The sequence below is a fragment of the Nocardia sp. NPDC050793 genome, from assembly GCF_040654065.1.
Lineage (GTDB): Bacteria > Actinomycetota > Actinomycetes > Mycobacteriales > Mycobacteriaceae > Nocardia.
In genome coordinates, this window is sequence record NZ_JBFAHG010000002.1 from 238,548 (window position 1) to 259,464 (window position 20,917).

Sequence of the window (20,917 nt, forward strand, 5' to 3'; positions counted from 1 at the left end):
GATCGCTTAGAGGTGACCGTACCCCGTCGGCTCGGGTCCCTCGATCCGATAGCCGATAGATGGCCACGACTCCAGATGACGCAAGCCGCGGTACCGCTCCTCTGCTTCCGGACGCCGAGTTCGTCGGCGCAGACCGGCGACGACATCGAAAGCCTGCTCGACCGGCCGGCCTAGATACTCGGCAAACTGGACGTTGCGGTCGGCGTGCTGCTGCCGGAGATCCGACGGCCGCCTCTGCCGCGCTGATCCCGGCAACTCGACGAACGCAGCCGCCGCGAAGCGCTACGAGGACGATTCCCCGCGCATCAGCGCCCCCAGCGACTCGCGGTCGGTGACGTCCATCTTGATGCACGCCCGATACAGATGCCCCTCGACGGTGCGAACCGACACGGTGAGCCGGTCGGCGATCTGCCGGTTGGACAGACCGGCCGCGACCAAATTCGCGATCTCGCGTTCGCGTGCGGTGAGGGGCAGCGGTTGGGCCGCCTTGCGCAGGGCGGGGGTGGCGGCGCCGCCACAGGCCGCGGCGAGACGGTTTGCGGCAGCGGCGGATTCGAGGAGGCGGCGACGGTCGCCCGCCCGCTCGTGCGCCGACGCGGCCTGCGCGGCGGAATCGGCGGCCGAGAGTATCGCGCCGATGGCCTCGAATTCGGTTGCCGCGGAGTCGAGTCCGGGGCCGTCGTGGGCAGCCAGCGCGACCGCGTGTTTGGCCTGAACCTGGACGAGCCTGCCGTCCACCCGAGCCGCCAGGTCCGCGAGCCTGCCCGCCACCGAGTGATCGCCGAAGCGTGCGGCGGCGTGCAGCGCCATCGCTTCGATCGCGTGCTGGCGCGAACGCGCGGCCGCGTCGGCCGCGCCGATCGCCAGCCGGACGGCCGGGGTGGCGGTGCCCTCGGCGCCGGCCACGCAGGCCTTGGCGATCTCGAGCTGCGGCTCGTAGACGGCACTGTGCCGACCACCGCGCCGCACCGCTTCGGCCACCGATTCGGCGGCGTCCTGCGCCCGGCCCAATGCCGAATAGGCTTCCGCCAGACGGATTCTCGCCGGGAACAGCCATGCCGCCGCGCCCTCGGTGGTCAGCGCGGCCAGCGCCTGCTCCAAGTGCTCGATGCCGTCGATGAAACGTCCCTGCGCCACGTCGACGGTGCCCTGCAAAATCTTGGACATGCCCCACGCCAGATACTGCCCGGGCGCGGTGTAACCGAAAGACGGTGCGGCGCAACGCCTCGCGGCCTCGAACTCGCCGCTGTAGATCAGCGCGAGCACCTCGGCGTGGGTGGACATGAACCGGTTGAGCCCATCGATCTCGCGCTCCACCTCGTGCCCGCGTGCGGCGTACTGCCTGGCCGCCTCGGCCTTGCCCATCAGCGCCAAGGCCAGGCCGCCGCCGAAGGATGCCCACCAGACCGCCCAGTGCGGTGCGCCTTTGGTGGTCATCACCGACTCGGCCTCGGAGAAAGCGTCCTCGACGCGGTTCTCGTTCACCGCGCACGCCGAGGCAAGCCCGGCCAGCGTTGCGATGATCTTCGGATGCTGCACCCGCGCCCTGATCTGGGCGAGCACCTCGTCGGCGCGATCCGCATCACCCATGGCCCATAACAGGTTCGACACCCGGGTGCTGCCCCAGCGGGCCAGCTGCACCTCGTTGAGCTCGTCGGCGTCGAAGCTGGCCAGCGTGCGTTCGGCTTCGATCCGGTGTCCCTGCCAGAGCAGCGCCCTGGCCAGCAGATCGGCAGACTCGACACCGCCGCGCCGCTCCACCGCCGCCCTGGCGAACCGTTCGCCGAGCGGCAGGTTGGCCAATCCGATGGCATCGGCGGCGGCCGCCTCGAAGAGCTCGAGATCAGCGGATTTGTCGCTGTCCAAAGCCAATTCGGCCAATCGGATGCGGTCGGCGGCGGAATTGATGCGGCGCTCGTTGAGCGAGGAGTACAGCCTGCCGCGCAGCCGTCGTGCCGACGCGATGCCGAGCCTGCGCCGGATCACCTCACCGAACAGCGGATGGTTGTAGCGCACGAAGAGCTGGTGGGCGTTCTCCACCACCCGGATCACACCGCGGGTTTCGGCGGCCTCCACCGCGTCCTCGCCGGCCAGTTCGGCGAGCACGTCGAGGTCGATCGGTTCGCAGAAGGTGAGCAGCTCGAGCACCCGAAGCACCTGCTCGGGCAACTGCTCGACCCGATCCTCGAGCAGCGCAGCCAATTCCGAGGTCACCGCGGCGCGGCCGCGCAGCTGCCAGACGCCGTTGACCTGGCGCAGGGTGCCCGCCTCCAGCGCGCCCTCCACCAAATGCCGCAGAAACAGGGCGTTTCCGCCGGAGGACTCCCACATCAGATTGGCGGTGAAGCCCTCGAGCTGACCGCCGAGCATCGACTCGACCAGGTCGACGCTCTGCGACTGGGTGAACGGGTTGAGGTCGACGCGCAGCAGGTGCCCGTCCTTCCACAGCGAGGTCACCGCGTCGGGGACCTGCACCCCGCTACGCACGGTGGCGACGATATGGGCGGCTTTGTCGATGGCCAACTGCAACAGCAAGGTTGCGGACAGTTGGTCCAGAAGATGCGCGTCGTCGACGCCGATGATGGTGTGTCCGTCGGCGAGCAGGGCCTCACGCGCGGCGGACATGAAGGTGACCGGGTCGTGTGCCGTATAGACGCCGACCATGTGCGCGAATACGCCCAGCGGAATACTGCGGGCCGACTCCGTGCCCGCTACCCACCGAATATTCCCGCCGACCGCCGCGGTCGCCTGTCTGGCCAGCGTCGTTTTACCCACCCCGGCATCACCGGTCAGGACAGCACCCACGTACGCCGAACCGGTGAGTGCGGACCGAATCGCCTCGAACTCGGTCTCGCGCTCGATCATCGGCCAGTTCCGAGCCATGATCTAACTGTAGTTCTTCGCAGTTCATGATCGAAGGGAACTGCGAATGGCAATCGCTCTCAGCGCGTCATGAGCGGAAAAACGCTGTGGTTCAGCCGAGGACGTCGTGCCGAACGATCGTTTGGTCGCGGCCAGGACCGACGCCGATGCAGGAGATCCGCGCACCCGAGAGCTCCTCGAGCCGCGTCACGTACGCCCGCGCGTTGGCGGGCAGGTCCTCGAAGGTTTTTGCTCCGGAAATATCCTCCCACCAGCCGGGCATTTCCTCGTAAATCGGCTTGGCGTGGTGGAACTCGGTCTGCGTGGTCGGCATCTGCTCGACGCGCTGACCGTCGATCTCGTACGCGACGCAGATCGGCACCCGGTCCAAGCTGGACAGCACGTCCAGCTTGGTGAGGAAGTAGTCGGTGATGCCGTTGACGCGCGTGGCGTAGCGGGCGATCACCGCGTCGAACCAGCCGCATCGGCGCGCACGGCCGGTGGTGACGCCGATCTCGCCGCCCTGCTTGGCGAGGAATTCGCCGTGCTGGTCGAAAAGTTCGGTCGGGAAAGGACCCGAGCCGACGCGGGTGGTGTAGCACTTCAGGATGCCGAGCACCGTGTTGATCTTGTTCGGTCCGATGCCCGAACCGACGGCCGCGCCGCCCGAGGTCGGGTTGGACGAGGTGACATACGGGTACGTGCCGTGGTCGACGTCGAGCAAGGTGCCCTGAGAACCCTCGAGTAGCACGGTTTCTCCACGCTCGAGCGCCTCATTGAGCTGGAGGCGGGTGTCCGCGATGCGGTGCTTGAAGCTGTCCGCCATGGAGAGCACTTCGTCCACCACCTGCTGCGGGTCGAGCGCGCGGCGGTTGTAGATCTTCACCAGCACCTGGTTCTTGAACTCCAGGGCGGCCTCGACCTTCTGGGTGAGGATCTTCTCGTCGAGCACGTCCGCGACGCGCACGCCGACGCGGGCCACCTTGTCCTGGTAGCACGGGCCGATGCCGCGGCCGGTGGTGCCGATCTTCTTGTTGCCGAGGAAGCGCTCGGTGACCTTATCGATGGCCACGTGGTACGGCATGATCAGGTGCGCGTCGGCCGAGAGCAGCAGGCCCGATGTGTCGACGCCGCGATCCTCCAGCCCGGCCAGCTCGGCGAGCAGCACGCCGGGGTCGACCACGACACCGTTGCCGATGACGTTGCGCACACCCGGGGTGAGGATGCCGGACGGGATGAGGTGCAGCGCGAACTTGTCGCCGTTCGGCAGCACCACGGTGTGACCGGCGTTGTTGCCGCCCTGGTATCGGACCACCCATTGCAGCCTGCCGCCGAGCAGATCGGTTGCTTTGCCCTTACCCTCGTCGCCCCACTGGGCGCCGATGAGGACGATTGCCGGCATGGTGGTGTCTCCTACGGTTCGACGCGCAACACCCTGTGTTGCAGCTACCTGCCGTACTGAGGCGGTGGCCGGAAGCACAGTTTACCGAATGGCCTAGGGCACCCCGGCGGGAAGGCACCCTGCGCCGGTCACAATGCCGACTCGGCCCGGGCGCAACGGGTTGAACACGGCTATGGTTGCTGCGGGCGGACCGGGGCAGCGTGCCCGCCTGATAGGTGCGAGGGAGTCGGCGGGGTGTGCCGGCAGGATTCAAGGAGGGTGTACCGCAGTTTGAGTACCCATGTTCTCCGCTGCGATGGCGCGCCGGTCCCGATCGCTCTCGCCGCACTGCCGACAACTCAGACGGCCGCAATCCCCGACACCGCGGTGATCGACGAACTCCTCCCGGTGCTCGCCGCCGACAGCCTGCCACGCCTGATCGTGCTCGGCGAAGACGCCGCGCTGGCCGCGGTGCTGACCCACCTGATGCGGACCGAGCGGCTGCACGTCGAGATCGGTTACGTGCCGATCGACAAGACCTACGGCTCGCGCGCCTACCAGACCGGCACCGGCAACGCCGCCGCCAAGCGGGCTATCGAGGGCAAGGCGGTCGAGACTCCGCTGGTCCGCGACGACACCGGCAAGGTGCTGGTCGGCCGGGCGACCATCACCGGTCCCGGTGGCGCGAAGCTCGAGGGCGAGGCCTACGTGGACGACATCCAGCTGTTCTCCGGCAAGGTGACCGCGATGCACGTCTCACCCACCCTGTACATGCCCGGCGTCCGGGCGACCGTGCGGAAGGGTCTGCGCAAGCGCCGCTGGATCGAGGGCCGGGCCGCGCAGCTCGGGACCCCGGGCGCTGTGGTCACCCGTGACGGCATTCTCACCGAGCGCCCGGTGCCGCGCTCGACCTTCTACCGGCATCACGAATCCTGGCTATTGGTGCGATGAATTACTCCTTCCCGCAACGCCGAACGGGTCTCGGCGCGGTTCGTCCGAGTCCGGTCTTCCTGCTCGTCGTCGCGATCACCGTCGTCGGCGGCGTGCTGGCCTGGGCGTCCGACTACGGCTCGACCCGGGCGGACGTCGGGGTGTTCGTGCTCGTGGTGGCGGGCTGGATCGTGACGCTGTGCCTGCACGAGTTCGCGCACGCGTACATGGCTTGGCGCGCAGGCGATCACGAGGTCGAGCTGCGCGGATATCTCACGCTGAATCCGTTGAAGTACTCGCACCCGCTGCTGTCGATCGTGCTGCCCGTGGTGTTCATCGCGCTCGGCGGATTCGGTCTGCCAGGCGGCGCGGTGTACGTGCACACGCACAGCGTCAGCGCGCGGATGCAGCGGCTGATCAGCGGAGCGGGCCCCGCGGTGAACGCGGCCTTCGCGGTGGCGCTGCTCATCGCGGTGGAGGTGTTCGGCAGCCAGACCTCGCACGCCGCGTTCTGGTACGGGCTGGCGTTTCTCGGCTTTCTGCAGGTGACCGCGGCGGTGCTGAACCTGCTGCCGATTCCCGGTCTCGACGGGTACGGGATTCTCGAGCCCTCGCTGAGTTACCAGACTCGGCGCTCACTGGACCAGCTCAAGCCGCTCGGCATGCTGCTGCTGTTCGCGCTCATCCTGACGCCCGCTGTCAACGAACCGTTCTTCGACGCGATCTACGCCATCTGCGAGGTGTTCGGCGTCGAGTCGTCGTGGATCGCCAGAGGCGCAGGCGCCGTGCGTTTCTGGCTCTGAGAATCGGCCGCCCGGCCCGCATCGGGGCCGGGCGACCTGCTCCGCTCGACGTCGCCGCGCCGCTACCCGCCCGGCCACCACAACCGCTATGGCCGGTGCGTCGCCCGCATCGTCGTGCGAAGTGTTCGACCGCAACACCCCTCGTCGTCGCGGTCACGAAACGAGACTAGGGAGCGGGGCGCGTCCTGGCGCGAGTAGTCGACTACCCGAAGATCAGCTCGGTGACGCCGCAGCCGCGGCCGAATACGTCGCGGGCGCTGCGAGTGTCCGAATGCCGCTGAGTAGCGCGGTCAATCCTCCGGTCGCACATAGGGATTCGGGACCGTCGGCGGCAACAGCGCGATCGCCGAGATCCGCTTCATGCCGCACACCTGCATCAGATCGACCACGATCGAACGCACCTGCGCGAACACCACATGCGCCGAAAGTCCGGCTCCCGTCACGAGTTCCGGCCGCGCGCCCTTGGCGACGGTGCGCAGCACCCTGGTCGCCTCCGCACGATCGGGCTGCTCGCCGGGATCGGCCAGCATCATCCTGCGCACCACCTCGACGGCCTGGGCGAGCCGCTCCACCTCGTCGACCAGGCGCGGGTCGAGAATCTCGTCGTCGCGCACCAGGGTGAGCGAACGACGCAGCAGCACCCTGGTATTGCGGACCGCGTTGTCGAGCGGGTCGGCGGTGGCGTGAATGCGCTCCAAGCGGGGCCGGGAGTTCCAGTACAGCGGGGAGATTCGGCTGATCTCGCGTCCGCCCTCCAGGCTGGAGCGCAGCGAATCGATCTGCGACTGCGTCGCGCGTGCGGCCGACAGCGCCGAGCGGATCTTCTCCGGATCCTGCTCGAGCAGGCCGTCAGCGCACTGGGTCAGCGATTTACCCATCACCGCAAGGATTTCCGCGGCGTGCTCGCGTGCGCGACGCACCGGATGCAGCGGAATCGCCGCGACGACAACGATCCCGACCAGCCCGCCGATCAGCGCGTCGATCATGCGGGCGAAACCGCCGCCCGCCGAAGGCGGCATCAGCGTGGCGACCAGCACCGCCGAACCGGCCGCCTGCATGGTGATGATGGAACCGCCGTCGAGGAACACGGCCAGCGCCATGGCCACCGCGACCACCAGCGCGATCTGCCAGACGCCGGTGCCCGCGGTGGAGATGAACAGGTCGCCGATGCCGATGCCGACCGCGACGCCGACCACCAGCTCGATGGCGCGCCTGAGCCGAGCCCCGAACGAGATGCCGATGGAGACGACCGCGGCGGTCGGCGCGAAGAACGGCACCGGGTGGCCGACGATCCGGTGCGCGATGAACCAGGCCAGCGCCGCGCCGAGCGCGCACTGCACGATCGGGAGAGCCGAGAGCCGCAGGCGCGCCCATGCACCGCGCAGTCGCTCGGCGCCGCCCACCGTGGCGACGCCGAAACGCGATTCCGGGTCGATCAACTACGACTCAGTCGAGGCCGAGCTCGGCCGCCGCGCGCGGGTCGCAGTCCTCCAGCAGGTCGAGGCAACGCGCGTATTCCTCGGCCTCACCGATCGCCTTGGCCGCCCTGGCCAGCGCGCCGACGCTGCGCAGGAAGCCGCGATTCGGTTCGTGACTCCACGGCACCGGGCCGAAACCCTTCCAGCCGTTGCGGCGCAACAGATCGAGGCCGCGGTGGTATCCGGTGCGGGCGAAGGCGTAGGCGGCGACGATGTCGTGGTTCACCGGGGCGTCCGCCTCCCCCGCGCCACCGCGCTCGAGAGCGGCCTCGGCGAGGTAGGCCCAGGCGATCGACGCCGCCGGGTGCGCGGCCGCGACCTGCACCGGATCGGTGTTGTCGAGCAGCGCGTCCTCCGCCTCGGAGTTTTCGGGTAGCAGTACCGGTTGCGGGCCGAGCAGATCACCGAACGAGGTCATGCGGTTCATTGTGCACTTCGGGAGGGCGGTCGCGCCCACGGGCCGGGGCGTGGCGGTGCCACCGCATTGCTGCCGCCGGGCACGGGCTATTGACGGACTTCGCCCCGCCGCTCCTATTAGGCTGGCCGTCGACTTCACAGATCCGTAGGAGCGAGGGGTAGTAGGTGTCCGACCCGAACGACGAGAAGAACCCGGCGCGCGACGCCGGTTCCGCCGATCAGGCGGGAGCGCGGGACCCGCGCGAGCAGCGTCCCGTCGTGCCGGAGAACCCGCAGGCCACCACCCCCACCCAGCCGATGCCCGCCGCGGGCTCGGGCCAGTCGCGAATCATTTCCGGAGGAGGGTTCGGCGCGGCCTGGGATCAGGACGAGAGTTCCGCCGATTCCGCCGCCCCGAGCGCGTCGGCCGACCGGTCCGGCGCACCGCAGGCCGGTCAGCAGGGAACGCCCGCCGGCCGATCTGGCGCCGCGCAGTCCGGCGCACCCGACGCGGCGACCACGGAAATCCCGCGCGACGACTCGGACGAATCCGAATGGGATCGACCGACCGGCACGGGGTCTTCCCCAGCTGCCAGCGCGGGAGCAGGGACCGCGGCCGCCCAAGCACGACCTGCCGCCGCTGGCGCGGGGGTCCAGTCCGTGGGATCGAACGCCGCCCCGCAGCAGGGCGAATCCGAAGGCCAGCCGAATACGGCTTCTGGGCAGCGTGCTGCCGCGCCCGCTGAGCCTGCAGCCGCCGACCGCCCTGGAGCCAGCACCGCCGCAATTGGCTCCGACGCCGCGACCACGGAAATCCCGCGCGGCAGCTCGACCAACGCCGGGCCGGGTCGACCGACCGGCGCGAGCCCCGCGGCACCTGGCCCAGGAGCCGGGACCGCCCGCCTAGACGCGGCGGCCGCCCAGCAGGGCGCACCCGATTCCGCCGCCGCCCAGCAGAGCGCACTCGGTTCGGCCGCAGCCCAGCAAGGCGCACCCGGTTCCGCCGCCAAGCAAGGCGCACCCGGCTCCGTGCCCGGAACCAACGCCGCTCAGCCCGCCGCAGCCGACGCGGCTCGGCCGGGCAGCCCCGCCACCACCCAGCCAGGCGGGGCCACGCCAGCAGGCTCGAGCGCCGCCGCAACCGGTTCCGACGCCTCTCGGTCGGGCGCTCCCACCGCCACCGGAGCCGACGCTGCCGCTCGAAGAGCCACCGGAACTGCGGCCGCCCAGTCGGCCCCTGCCGCCGCGGCGGGCAGCCAGGCCGGGGGATCGAATGCCGCCGCGCAGCAGGGCGAATCCGGGGGTCCGTCGACCGCACGCGATGCCGCAGCTGCTCAGCGGCCCACCGCCGCGCAGTCGCAGGGCACCGCAACGCAAAGCGGCTCCGCCGACCAGCGCGCCGAGGCCAACCAGCAGGGCACTTTCACCGCACGGCAGGGCGCGCCTGCCAACCAGTCCGGCGGCACCGCGCCGGGTACGACCGCCACCCAATCCGGCGGACCCGCACGCCAGGGCACACCGCCGACCCAATCCGGCGGCTCGGCACAGCAGGGCGGTGCGGCCGGACAGCAGAGTCCGGCCGCGACTGGCGCGGATCGAGCGGCGGCGACGGCTCAGGCGCGCGGGGCTTCGCAGCCGCAGGGCGCTGCCGCCACACAGCAGGGTCACCCCGGCGGTCCGGCCGCATCCGCCGGACAACAGAGCACAGCTACTTCGCAGGCGTCCGGCGGCCAAGGCACGGCCCCGGCACGAGGCGCTGCCACCACACCGCAGGGTGGGCCCGGGGGCGCAGCCGCCGCACGGCAGGGTTCGGGCGCTCCGCAGGCGACGTCCGGCGGTCGAGGCACCAACCCGGCGCAGGACGCTGCTGCGGCACAGCGCGGCGCCGCCAGCGATCATCGGGGTGCAGGCGGTCAGCAGAGCGCTCCCACCGGACAGCAGGGCGCACCCGCCTTCCGAACTGGCGGCGTGCAGCAGGGCGGACCCTCCGCGCCGCAGAACCCGAGCGCGGGCGGCGTGGGTCGCCCGGCGGCAGCCCCAGCAGCGGGCGCGGTAGCTCCTGCGGCCGCGCAGCAGGGCGCGGGTTCTCGACCGCAAGGTTCTGCCTCGCAGCAGGGCGGACCTGCCGGACAAGGCGCGGCCGTCGACAACCAGGCCACCGCCGGTGACCAGGCGGCATCGAACCTGGCCGCCGCCACTCAGCGCGCCACCTCCCCTATCCAGCAAGGCACCGCACCCACCCAGCTGGGCACCACACCAACCCAGCAGGGCCCGGCACCCGCCCAGCAGGGCACCACATCCACCCAGCAGGGCAGCACACCGACCCAGCAGGGCGGCCCCGCCGAGCAAGGCTCCACCCCGGTGCAGGGCGCTCCCGCTCCTCAGCCTGCCGCCGAAGCCAAGACCACAGAGATTCCGCAGAACCGCCCGGGCACCGCGGACGAGCGGCGTCCCGCACCGTCGAGTGCCGACTACGAGACCATGGTCATGCGGCGGGTCGATCTGGTCGGCCAGGACGACGAGGACGAGTCCGGTCCGGCGGGCGCGGATGCCGCGACGGTGGTGATGCGGCGTGAGCCGCAGGACCCGCAGGCCGATATCGCCGGGGACGATGCCGCGACGATGGCGATGCCGATCGTCCCGCACGCCGGTGACGACGACGCGAAGACGATGGCGCTGCCGATTCAGCGTCCGGCAGGCACCGACAAGGTGCAGGGGCAGCGCCCGCCGCTGTCGAAGCCGCCGACCACCCCGCGTCCCGCGCCGGGTCCGAAGCAGGCCGGTCCGCAGGGTCCGTCGAGTCGGCCGCCGAGCTCGCCCGAAGAGGTCGAGGACACCCGACCTTCGCCTCCGCGCCCGGCTCCCCCGCAGCGCCAGGTCGCGTCCGCGCCCTCGCCCGCCGATCTCAACGCGACCCGTCCGGCGCAGTCGGTGATGGACGGTCCTGTTCAGCGTCCGCCGCAGCCCCAGCAACCGCAGCCCCAGCAGCCGCGCACGATGGCCCAGCCGCAGCGCGTTCCCCCGGCTCGGCCGACCCAGACCCCGGCCGCGGAACCGGCCCCCGCGGGCCGCTCCAAGCGCTTGCTGCTCATCGCGGGCGCCGCTGCCGTTGTGCTGGTGCTCGCCCTGGTCGGATTGTTCGCGGCCATGGGCGGCGAAACCGACGAGGACAAGGTCCGCACGGCGATCGGCGACTACACCAGCGCGCTGCGCGACGGCGACCTCTCGACGCTGCGCAACAGCACCTGCGGGCCGCTGCACGACTTCTACCAGAACATCCCCGACGACCAGTTCGCCGGCGTGCACCGGCTCTCCCAGGAGCGCAAGAACATTCCGGTGGTGGACAGCATCGACGCGATCCGCATCACCGACGGCACAGCCATCGCTCAGGCCACGGTCTACACCGAGGCCGATCCGAGCAAGCGTTCGGCGCGCACCTTCGATTTGGAGCGCACCGACGACGGTTGGAAGGTGTGTGATCCGCCTGCGGCTACCCCGTAGGCGTCAAGCCGGGTGAGCGGTGCCAGTGGTCACACTTGCCTGGTCAACGGACCGGTACGGCCAGTAGCATGGCCCGGATCATGCGCAGGGAGCAGACGATGGCGGAGCCGGGAGTCGTGGATACGGCGTCGCTGGCGGGACGGCGATTCCAAGTCCGGGACCATTACGAGGTCGGCCGGGAGAAGGTGCGCGAGTTCGCGCGGGCGGTGCAGAATCACCACGACGCACACCACCGCGAACCGGACGCACGCGATCTCGGCTACGACCGCATCGTCGCTCCGCCCACCTTCGCCTCGGTGATCGGCATGGCGGGCACCAAGGCGCTGCTGGACACGGTGCTCACCGACTACGACCTGACCCAGATCCTGCAGACCGATCAGGTCTTCGAGATGCACCAGCCGATCCTGGCCGGTGACTCCATCCGGTGCCGGATGCTGATCGAGTCGATCCGGCAGTTCGGCGACAACGACTTCATCACCGTGAAGTTCGAACTCGCCAATCAGCACGACGAGATCCTGCAGATCGGCTCGACCACGATCGTGGCCCGCCGCGGCGCCGAGGTGGACCCGAACCTGATCGAGGCGGTCGACAAGATCTTCATGCACTCGCGTCCGGAGCCGGAGCGCGGTGATCCGTTCCATCACGACACGCTCGTCCCGATCGAGTCCGATGCGAACGAGCACACGCCCGTCTCCCCGCCGAGGCCCGTGCACACCGTCCCGAAGTTCGACGAGCTGACCGCCGGCGGCGACCTGCCCGTCGGGACCGCGTCGCTGACCCGCGGCGACCTGGCCAACTACGCGGGCGTCGCGGGCGACCCCAATCCGATCCACTTCAGCGAGCGCGCGGCCGAGCTGGTCGGGCTCCCGACCGTCGTCGCGCACGGCATGCTGACCATGGGCTTGGCCGCTGAGTACCTGACCGCCTGGCTCGGTGATCCCACGGCATTCGAGAAGTTCAGCGTCCGCTTCTCGGGATTCGTTCCGGTGCGCGCCGACGCGGCGAGCACGATCGAGTTCACCGGCAAGATCAAGTCGCTCGATCCCGAGCGGCGGGCGGGCACCATCGTGCTCAGCGGCACCTCCGAAGGCCGCAAACTGTTCGGCCGCGCCATCGCCGAGGTCCGCTTCTCCTGACCGTCACTCCTCGATGGTGGCGTGCATCAGGTAGACGTTGTAATCGCTCCAGGTCGAGATCTTGAAGTACAGGTCCGAGCCCGTCGACCACGGGTGGATGAAACCGCCGTACAGCTCGGGATAGTCGAACACGGTGACCGTCCTGGCGCCCGCGGACCACACGCCCTGCGGTGAATCCGCTTCGCGCACAACGATGGCGGCGCGGGCGGTGTCGAGATAGCTCATCTGCCAGACGTCGCGCGCCGCGTCGTAGCGGACCGAGAGTTCGCCTGCGGGCGCGTCGACGATCGGCGTTGCGCCGCCCGCACCACCGACAGGTGTCCACGCGCCGTCTCGCCAGTACTGATAGGCGGTGGTGTTGAGGATCTGATCCTTCGCGACCCTCGCCAGGCCGACACTGCCGAGCCGAGTGTTGGGCGTGCCGAACACGTAGACGTGATCGCCGTGCGGAACCATCGCGCTCACTTGAAAATTCGCGAGCCCGAAGATGTTGTCCCAGCGCGCGTGCGGGTCCTTGGTCCAGGTCTGGCCGTGATCGTCGGAGTAGGCGATGCCGCCGTAGTTGGTGAAGAACGTGCCCGGCACGCTGTTCCAGGTGCGAATCGACATGTAGCTCAGGTACTGCCGGTCGCCGAGCGCGAAACCGGAGGTCGGGATGGTGGTGATCTCGACGTTGTCGAGCTTGCGGCTGGACAGCACCTCGCCGGCGTGGCACCGGCCGTCGGTCACCATCCGGTCGTAGGTCATCCCGTCGGACAACTCGCGGTCGGTGCTGAAGGCGAGCACGTTGCTGCGCCAGTCGCCGCCCATGCCGCCGGGCGGATGGAACCCGCGCCCGACGGTGTCGCCGAACGCGACGGCGATCTCGCCCGGCGCGCTCTCCCACATGATGCCGAGGTCGGTGCCGTCCACCTGCCAGCGCTTGTCGGTGCGGTTCACCGAGTTGGCGCCGGTCTGTTTGGCCACCTCGCGCACCGCGGTGATGCGCGGCGCTGGGCGCTCGGGCGACTGCGCCGCGGGTTCGACGGGCGGGTCGACGCGCGGCGGCGGCACCGGTCCTGGATCCGGTCCGGGGCCGGGCACGCCGAAGTGGAAAGGCTTGGGGCTCAACAGGACCTCGGGGATACCGAGCCGACCGGCCAGGCTGGGAGGAGGCGGCGGGCCGTCGGTGAGGTCGGGACACGGGTTCACGCACGGATCCTCGGGCAGCGCCACGTCGGTGCGCACCGGCACGGGGTCGGGCTGCTGCGGCGGCAGCACGGTGACCACCGGGTACGGGATAGGCACCTCGAGTGTCTTGGGAATGAGCGATTCGTGCACGGGCCGTGGGTCACTCGCGCACGGGCCGCTGCCCGGCACACCCGGCACGGGCGCCGCCTGGGCGAGCGATTCGCCGTACACCAACGCGCCGGCCCCGAACACCACGGCGCCGACCGCGGCCATCAGCCGCATGGCCATATGCAACCTCTCGACGTTTGACGCACTCCACGGTCGGGTCGACCCTACCGGCCACCACCCACAGACCAGGGGATACTTCTCGAAATCCCCTGCACAGCCGAGAGTGTCGGCCGGTCGCCGAGACGGTTGACGGACTCCCTCGAGAGGCGCACGTTGGAAGCGTGAGCACTTCAGTGATACGCCGCTGCGCCGCCGCGGTCTTCGGCATGGTGAGCGTGATGGGCATGGCCGCACCCGCTATCGCCGAGTCACCGCCGTTTTCGGTGGTTTCGGGTCCGCGGGATGCCGATCCGGGACCGGCGTATCGGCCGGGACCCAAGGGCAACAACGTGCCGCCGCCGGAAGAAGACGACGAACGCCCCCGCCGGTACTACACCGACTGCGATCAGGTGCGCGCCGAAGGGGCCTGGCCGCTGTACCGCGGCCAGCCCGGCTACGCGTCGTACCTGGACACCGATGGCGACGGAATCGCCTGCAACTGAGGCGTACCGCTGCCTCGAGGGGTGCGGACCTCGCAGACCTTCTACACGCTTCGCAGACCCTGTAAGTACTGCGAAGCGTGTAGAAGGTCTGCGTAGTGCTGTTCGACAGCGTGCGTCGCGGGCCTTCCTACTGGACGGCCTGGAAGATCAGGATGGTGGCCCCGATGCGGATGGCGTCGCCGTCGGCGAGCAGCGCGCCGCTCTCGATCTGCTCCTCGTTGATGTACACACCGTTCGCCGAATGCAGATCCTTGATCAGGAGTCCGGCCCGGCTCGGCATGATGTGCGCGTGGTAGCGGCTGGCCTTCGGGTCGTCGAGCACCAGGTCGTTGTCGGTCATCCGGCCGATCCGCATGCCGCCCAACGCGATCGGCTGCACCCGTCCGTCCGGCATGCGCAGCTGACCGCTGCGCACCGTGCGCGGCAGCTCGGTGACGGTCTCGGTCATGGCGGCGGCCAAGCGCTCGGTGCGCTTGAACTCCACGGTGCTCAACGGCTCTTGGCGCAGCACCCGCTGTTCCAGCTCGACCAGCGCCGGGCCAGGGTCGATCCCGAGCTCCTCGGCGAGCACGGTGCGCACCCTGCGGCACGCGTCGAGCGCGTCGGCCTGGCGGCCGGAGAGGTAGAGCGCGGTGATCAGCTGACCCCACAGCGGTTCCCGCAACGGATGCTCGTTGGTGATCGAGACGAGCTCGCTGATCACCGAAGACGCTCGCCCGCAGGCGATCTCGGCGTCGATGCGGGCCGAGACGGCGAGCAGCCGCTCCTCGTCCATCGCGGTCGCGAAACCGTCGGCGAATTGCAAACCGGCCAGGTCGGACATCGCCCGGCCGCTCCACTCGCGCAGGGCGTTGCCGAACAACTGCGCGGCGCCCGCGTGATCACCGACGCCTGCGGCCTTGGCCGCGGCATCCCTGGTCGCCTCGAAACGGCCGAGGTCGCAGGCCTCCTCGGGGATCTCCAGGCGGTAGCCCGATGACTCGGTGCGCAACACCTGCGCCGGATCCACACCCGAATTCCGCAGCGCCTTACGGATGTTCGAGACGAACACCTGCAAGCTGGCGGCGTAGGAATCCGGCGGATCCTCGTTCCACACCATGTCGGCCAGTGCGGCCGATGCCACCGCGCGCCGCCGATTGACGGCCAATGCGGCAAGCAACGCTCGCGGCTTGGGCCCGCCGACCGCCACCGGCTCACCACCGACGAGCAGCCGAACGGGCCCGAGCACACGCACATCAAGACTCATGAGCTCGGGCCCCCGGAGAGAAAAGGGGTCAGGCGCTGATCGACCGCCCCGCAGACTTCAGATCATTGCACGCCTCGACGACGCGCGCCGCCATCGAGGTCTCGGCCTTCTTCAGGTAGCTGCGCGGGTCGTAGGTCTTCTTGTTGCCGACCTCGCCGTCGATCTTGAGCACACCGTCGTAGTTGGCGAACATGTGCGCGGCGACCGGACGGGTGAAGGCGTACTGGGTGTCGGTGTCGACGTTCATCTTCACCACGCCGAAACGCAGCGAGTCCTCGATCTCCGACTTCAGCGAGCCCGAGCCGCCGTGGAAGACGAAGTCGAACGGCTGCGCGTCCGAGCCGAGGCCCAGCTTGGCGGCCGCGACGCGCTGGCCCTCGGCCAGCACCTCGGGCTTGAGCACCACGTTGCCCGGCTTGTAGACGCCGTGCACGTTGCCGAAGGTGGCGGCGAGCAGGTACTTGCCGTTCTCGCCCGCGCCGAGGGCGTCGATGGTCTTCTCGAAGTCCTCCGGCGACGTGTAGAGCTTCTCGTTGATCTCGGCCTCGACGCCGTCCTCTTCACCACCGACGACGCCGATCTCGACCTCGAGGATGATGTTGGCCGCGGCGGTGGCCTTGAGCAGCTCCTTGGCGATCTCCAGGTTCTCGTCGATCGGGATCGCCGAGCCGTCCCACATGTGCGACTGGAACAGCGGAAGGCCGCCCGCGTTCACCCGCTCCTGGGAGATGGCGATCAGCGGACGGACGAAGGCGTCCAGCTTGTCCTTGGGGCAGTGGTCGGTGTGCAGCGCGATGGTCACGTCGTACTTCGCGGCGACCACGTGCGCGAACTCGGCCAGCGCGACCGCGCCGGTGACCATGTCCTTCACACCGAGTCCGGAGCCGAACTCCGAACCTCCGGTGGAGAACTGGATGATGCCGTCGCTGCCCGCGTCGGCGAAGCCCTTGATCGCCGCGTTGATCGTCTCGGACGAGGTGACGTTGATGGCCGGGAAGGCAAAGGAGTTCGCTTTGGCCCGACCGAGCATCTCGGCGTAGACCTCCGGAGTCGCGATGGGCACTGTGAAGACCTCCGTGTCGTGCGGCAAAAGGCGATAGCCAAATTCTGTCAGGCCATACCCTAAGGCAGGGGCGTTTCGCGACCTATACGGCCCGGTATCGCGGGCGGGTCCGACAGAGCAGCCCCGAGACCCGTCCCGCGGTGAACCGGACACGACCGACCGCCGCTCCCGGGTCGCAGGAGCGGTGTCACCCGCCTGGTTAATGGAGGGTAATTTCTCGCTCGACGGGGGATTCTCAGTCCGACCCGGTACTGTGGGCCGGGTAATTGCGCTGGCAGCTTCCGATGCGGTGGCAAGCAACGTATAGCCAGCCGCACCCCGGGACAGGAGGCCGCGTGATTCTGCAGGCAGCGACCGAATCGGTGTCGACCAACCTCGCACTGACCCAGTTGCTGGATCCGGTGTACCTGCTCACGGAGTCGTGGCTGAAGAACGCGGTGCTGCCCGCGATCCTCGTGATCGTCTTCATCGAGACCGGTCTGCTGTTCCCGCTTCTTCCGGGCGACTCACTGCTGTTCACCGGCGGCCTGCTGGCCGCGCAGGACAATCCGCCGGTGTCCATCTGGGTGCTGGTGCCCGCCGTCACGTTCGTCGCCTTCGCCGGTGACCAATGCGGTTACTGGATCGGACGCGCCATCGGCCCGGCGATCTTCCGCAAGGAGGACACCCGCTTCTTCAAGAAGTCCTACGTGACGGAGACGCACGAGTTCTTCGAGAAGCACGGCCCGAAGACGATCATCCTGGCCCGGTTCGTGCCGATCGTGCGGACCTTCATGCCGGTGCTGGCGGGCGTGTCCAAGATGGATTACCGCAAGTACGTCGCGTTCGACATCGTCGGAGCCGTCCTGTGGGGCGGCGGCGTCACCGTGCTCGGCTACTTCCTCGGCGGCGTCGACTTCATCCGCGATCACGTCGAGGCGATCTTCCTGCTCATCGTGTTCGTCTCGATCCTGCCCGGGATCGTTGCGGTGGCGAAGAAGCTGATGAACCGCGGCGCCGAGGAGCCCGCGGTCATCGAGCCCGAGCTGACCGCTTCGGCGAACGAGACCACCCGCTGAGGCCAGTGTCCAGCGCGTCGTCGCCCCTCGCGATGGGCAGTTTCGATCCGCTGATCTCGGCGGGCCCCGCGCTCGTCTGGACGGTGGTCCTGACTTTCGTCTTCCTGGAATGCGCGTTCATCATCGGGCTGTTCCTGCCCGGTGACTCGATGCTCATCACGGCGGGCATCGTGATGGCCTCGCATGCCAGCGGCGAAGCGCAGGTGTGGGGGCTCTCGGTGGGAGCCATGGTCGCCGCGATCGCAGGCAACCAGGTCGGGTACGTCGTCGGGCAACGTACCGGCCACCGCTTGGTGGCCCGCAAGGACGGCCGATACGTCAACGCCAGGAATTTGCAGCGGGTCTCCGAGCTGTTGCAGCGGCACGGCTTCCTCGCGGTGCTGGTGGCCCGATGGATTCCGTGGGTGCGGACGTTGTGCCCGATGGTCGCGGGCGCCGCGCAGATGGATCACCGCAAATACACCGTCGCGAGCACCATCGGCGCCATCGTCTGGGCCCCGGTGCTGCTGCTCATCGGCTTCTACGCGGGCAGTTTCCTGGAGCGCGTGCCGTGGCTGATGCCGGGCGTGATCTGCACTCTGGTGCTCGGGCTGATCATCGGCACCGTGCTCGGGGTCCGGCACTACCGACTGGAGATGTCGAAGCCCGCGGAGGAGTTCGACGTGGACGTCGACGCGCCGACCGTGGTGCTTCCCCGGGTCGAGTACTGAGAACCTGAGGCGCTCGGCAGCGCGGCCGGATCAGAGCCCGGCCGCGCTGACCTGGTAGGCGGCCTCCATCAGCAGCCAGCCGGACAGCTGCACCGAGAGGTCGCGCTCGGGCACCTTCGAAGAGGTCACCGAGCCGCCCGTGGTGAAGTAACCCGCACCGGCCGTGCCGCCGGGCAGCTGGGCGGGCTTGCTCCAGTCGGCGCCGAACAGCGGCTCGCCCTCGACCTCGAGACGATTCGCCCAGGCCGCCGTGGCCGAGGCACGCACGATCGCCGCCGCGGCCTGCCGGTCGGCGACCTGCTGGCGGCCGTCTCCCGGCAGCATCATCGCGACCACCGCGAGATAGCGGGCGAGGATGCCGTTGAACAGTCCGCCGTCGCCGCCACCGCCGCCCTTGATGACGCCGCCCGCGGTCATGTGGTCCTCCACGGCGACCAGCAGCCGGTGCACCCGCTCCAGGTGACGCTCCTCGCCGGTATGCATCGCCAGCTCGGCCTCGACGCCGAGCACTACACCCTGGCAGTAGGTGAACGTCGGGCGCTCGATCACCCCCGAAGGCAGGTGGATGCCGTCCAGGATCAGGCCGGTACCGGGATCGCGCAGGGTCGCGTCCAGCCAGTCCGCCATCTCCTGCGCGCGGGTGTGACGGCCGAGACGGTTGAGCGCGATGGCCGCGGGACCGTTGGCTGGCGCGTTGTAGTAGTCGGCGCGGACCCGCCACGGGATGCCGCCGCCGACTTCCGGATTCCACGCCTCGTACAGCTTCTTCTCCAGCGCGACCAGCGCGCCGCGCGCCTCGGTGAGGCCCTGAGTCCGCTCGGCCCGCTCCAAAGCGATGGCGAGCCAGGCCATGTCGTCGTAGTAGTTGTTGGTCCAGCCGGTGATGTTGCGAATGCGGTGCGAACGTACGAGTTCGCCGATCCGCTTGCGCCGCACCGATGTCGGCGCGCGGTTTGCCGCGTCCACCGCACAGTCGATCAGGTGCGCCTGCCACCAGTAGTGCCAGGAAACGAAGGCGCGCTCACGCTTGGTGGCGGGCCAGCCGACCACGCCGAGTTCCGTTCCGGGACAAGCCCACAGGGCCCGCAGGTGCCGAGAGACGATCGCGGATTCCGCCATATCCGCCCGCTCCGACCAAAGCGCGGGCGTTGGTGCAGCATCCTGCCCAGTCCGTGGGCTCCGCGAGGTCATAGCTCAATGGTGCCAGTTGGAAGCCGATTCTCGCCGCCGAATTGTTACCCGGCCGACGCCGAATCGTGCACGCCACAAGATCGTTCACCATGCCGTCGCGAGGTCGGCGTGCTGGCGGATCCAGGCGTGCATGGCGATCCCGGCGGCCACACCGGCGTTGATGCTGCGGGTGGAACCGAATTGAGCGATCGAGACCGTCATCGCCGCCGCGTCTTTCGCGTGCGCGGTGACGCCGGGACCTTCCTGGCCGAACAGCAGCAGACAGTCGCGCGGCAACCGCGCGGTCTCCAGCGGCACCGAGCCGGGGACGTTGTCCACGGCGACCACCGTGAGACCAGTGCGCTCGGCGAAGGCGAGCAGTTCGGCTATGTCGGTGTGGTGCTCGATGTGCTGGTAGCGGTCGGTGACCATGGCGCCGCGGCGGTTCCACCGCCGTCTGCCGACGATGTGCACCGCCGCGGCGGCGAAGGCGTTGGCGGTGCGCACCACGGTGCCGATGTTCGCGTCGTGCCCGAAGTTCTCGATGGCGACGTGGAACGGGTGCCTGCGCGCGTCGATGTCGGCGACGATCGCGTCGCGCGACCAGTATCGGTAGGCGTCGACCACATTGCGCCGGTCGCCGTGCGCCAGCAGCTCGGGATCAAGTCGCGGGTCGTCGGGCGGCGGGGCGCCGTGCTCGTCGAGCCACGGACCGACGCCGTGCGGATGCTCGCCCCACTCGGTGGGGCCTGGAAGCTGCTCCCCCGGGGAAAGGCGCGCGGTGTCCGACGACGAGTGACTCACGCCGACGATGCTAGTTCCGGCGCTCCGGCGCCTGTGCTGCGGATATGTGCGGCGAGGACGAGCTTCGCCCGCCCACTCAGTACGACGAGTTGTTCGCGGCGACGATCGAGATCACGATGGCGGCGATGATGCCGACCAGGTAGACGAGCATGATGACCGTGCCGACGATGCCGCAGACGTAGCCCGCCTTGACGTTGCCGCGTCCGCCGATCGCGCCGCCCGACGCATCGATCTCGTCGAGCGCCCGCTTGCCCATCACCCACGCGAACGGCGCGCAGAGCTGGCACAGCACCAGCCCGAGAATGCCGAGCACAAGGACCGTGGTGGACTGTGGGTGGTCCGGCGGCGGACCGTACGGATTACCGTAGGGCTGCTGCGGATAGCCGTACGGCGGTGGGTAAGTCATGCGGGTGATGCTAGTTCCCAAACCCGGCGAGCG

The 20,917-nt window shown here is 69.4% G+C and carries 17 protein-coding genes; 7 read left to right on the forward strand and 10 right to left on the reverse strand.

Translation table 11 applies throughout. The features are described 5' to 3' along the window. Positions 1 to 282: 282 nt before the first annotated feature. Complete coding sequence (locus AB0H50_RS06620) at positions 283 to 2,883, reverse strand: LuxR C-terminal-related transcriptional regulator (protein WP_357447938.1); 2,601 nt, start codon at positions 2,881 to 2,883, stop codon at positions 283 to 285. A gap of 91 nt (positions 2,884 to 2,974) precedes the next feature. Next, positions 2,975 to 4,264 (reverse strand): adenylosuccinate synthase, encoded by a 1,290-nt coding sequence (locus AB0H50_RS06625; protein ID WP_357447941.1) that lies wholly within the window; start codon positions 4,262 to 4,264, stop codon positions 2,975 to 2,977. Between the two features lie 270 nt (positions 4,265 to 4,534). Between AB0H50_RS06625 and AB0H50_RS06630 the strand changes: the two genes are divergently transcribed. Both AB0H50_RS06630 and AB0H50_RS06635 read left to right on the forward strand, forming a co-directional pair. Beyond that, positions 4,535 to 5,194: a hypothetical protein gene (locus AB0H50_RS06630; RefSeq protein ID WP_357447944.1), complete on the forward strand. Its 660-nt coding sequence runs from the start codon at positions 4,535 to 4,537 to the stop codon at positions 5,192 to 5,194. Next, positions 5,191 to 5,976, forward strand: a complete 786-nt coding sequence (locus AB0H50_RS06635) for a site-2 protease family protein (protein ID WP_357447947.1) — start codon at positions 5,191 to 5,193, stop codon at positions 5,974 to 5,976. Before AB0H50_RS06630 ends, AB0H50_RS06635 begins: the two co-directional genes overlap by 4 nt. Positions 5,977 to 6,266: 290 nt before the next feature. On the opposite strand, the gene AB0H50_RS06640 is transcribed toward AB0H50_RS06635, so the two are convergent. Both AB0H50_RS06640 and AB0H50_RS06645 read right to left on the reverse strand, forming a co-directional pair. Beyond that, the gene (locus AB0H50_RS06640; RefSeq protein ID WP_357447950.1) at positions 6,267 to 7,415 is read right to left on the reverse strand and encodes an FUSC family protein; all 1,149 of its coding nucleotides are present in this window, start codon (positions 7,413 to 7,415) and stop codon (positions 6,267 to 6,269) included. 7 nt (positions 7,416 to 7,422) lie between these two features. After that, positions 7,423 to 7,872 carry a DUF3151 domain-containing protein gene (locus AB0H50_RS06645; RefSeq protein WP_357447953.1) on the reverse strand — a complete coding sequence of 150 codons (450 nt, stop codon included), beginning with the start codon at positions 7,870 to 7,872 and terminating at the stop codon, positions 7,423 to 7,425. Positions 7,873 to 8,036: 164 nt separating this feature from the next. Between AB0H50_RS06645 and AB0H50_RS06650 the strand changes: the two genes are divergently transcribed. Beyond that, positions 8,037 to 11,351, forward strand: coding sequence for a hypothetical protein (locus tag AB0H50_RS06650; RefSeq protein WP_357447955.1), 3,315 nt, complete (start codon positions 8,037 to 8,039; stop codon positions 11,349 to 11,351). Positions 11,352 to 11,449: 98 nt separating this feature from the next. Next, entirely contained in the window at positions 11,450 to 12,487 is a 1,038-nt protein-coding gene (locus AB0H50_RS06655; RefSeq protein WP_357447958.1) for a fused (3R)-hydroxyacyl-ACP dehydratase subunits HadA/HadB, read from the forward strand. 3 nt (positions 12,488 to 12,490) lie between these two features. Here AB0H50_RS06655 and AB0H50_RS06660 read toward each other — a convergent pair whose 3' ends face one another. Further along, positions 12,491 to 13,945 carry a DUF4185 domain-containing protein gene (locus AB0H50_RS06660; protein ID WP_357447961.1) on the reverse strand — a complete coding sequence of 485 codons (1,455 nt, stop codon included), beginning with the start codon at positions 13,943 to 13,945 and terminating at the stop codon, positions 12,491 to 12,493. Between the two features lie 161 nt (positions 13,946 to 14,106). On the opposite strand from AB0H50_RS06660, the gene AB0H50_RS06665 reads away from it, so the two are divergent. Then, complete coding sequence (locus tag AB0H50_RS06665; RefSeq protein WP_357447964.1) at positions 14,107 to 14,427, forward strand: excalibur calcium-binding domain-containing protein; 321 nt, start codon at positions 14,107 to 14,109, stop codon at positions 14,425 to 14,427. A gap of 127 nt (positions 14,428 to 14,554) precedes the next feature. Here the strand turns inward: AB0H50_RS06665 and AB0H50_RS06670 are convergent, their stop codons facing one another. Together AB0H50_RS06670 and fbaA are read right to left on the reverse strand one after the other, a co-directional pair. After that, positions 14,555 to 15,673 (reverse strand): BTAD domain-containing putative transcriptional regulator, encoded by a 1,119-nt coding sequence (locus AB0H50_RS06670; RefSeq protein ID WP_357447967.1) that lies wholly within the window; start codon positions 15,671 to 15,673, stop codon positions 14,555 to 14,557. A gap of 28 nt (positions 15,674 to 15,701) precedes the next feature. Further along, entirely contained in the window at positions 15,702 to 16,736 is a 1,035-nt protein-coding gene (gene fbaA / locus AB0H50_RS06675; protein ID WP_357447970.1) for a class II fructose-bisphosphate aldolase, read from the reverse strand. 362 nt (positions 16,737 to 17,098) lie between these two features. Between fbaA and AB0H50_RS06680 the strand changes: the two genes are divergently transcribed. Both AB0H50_RS06680 and AB0H50_RS06685 read left to right on the forward strand, forming a co-directional pair. Beyond that, a complete protein-coding gene (locus tag AB0H50_RS06680) occupies positions 17,099 to 17,794 on the forward strand; it encodes a VTT domain-containing protein (protein ID WP_357449333.1) in 696 nt (231 codons plus the stop codon). 32 nt (positions 17,795 to 17,826) lie between these two features. Then, positions 17,827 to 18,504, forward strand: coding sequence for a DedA family protein (locus AB0H50_RS06685; RefSeq protein ID WP_357449335.1), 678 nt, complete (start codon positions 17,827 to 17,829; stop codon positions 18,502 to 18,504). Between the two features lie 30 nt (positions 18,505 to 18,534). Here AB0H50_RS06685 and AB0H50_RS06690 read toward each other — a convergent pair whose 3' ends face one another. The 3 genes from AB0H50_RS06690 to AB0H50_RS06700 all read right to left on the reverse strand — a co-directional run bounded on the left by AB0H50_RS06690 (position 18,535) and on the right by AB0H50_RS06700 (position 20,884). Beyond that, a complete protein-coding gene (locus AB0H50_RS06690; protein WP_357447973.1) occupies positions 18,535 to 19,623 on the reverse strand; it encodes a glycoside hydrolase family 76 protein in 1,089 nt (362 codons plus the stop codon). 156 nt (positions 19,624 to 19,779) lie between these two features. After that, a complete protein-coding gene (locus AB0H50_RS06695) occupies positions 19,780 to 20,478 on the reverse strand; it encodes a TrmH family RNA methyltransferase (protein WP_357447976.1) in 699 nt (232 codons plus the stop codon). 76 nt (positions 20,479 to 20,554) lie between these two features. Next, the gene (locus tag AB0H50_RS06700; protein ID WP_357447979.1) at positions 20,555 to 20,884 is read right to left on the reverse strand and encodes a DUF4190 domain-containing protein; all 330 of its coding nucleotides are present in this window, start codon (positions 20,882 to 20,884) and stop codon (positions 20,555 to 20,557) included. Between the last annotated feature and the right edge of the window lie 33 nt (positions 20,885 to 20,917).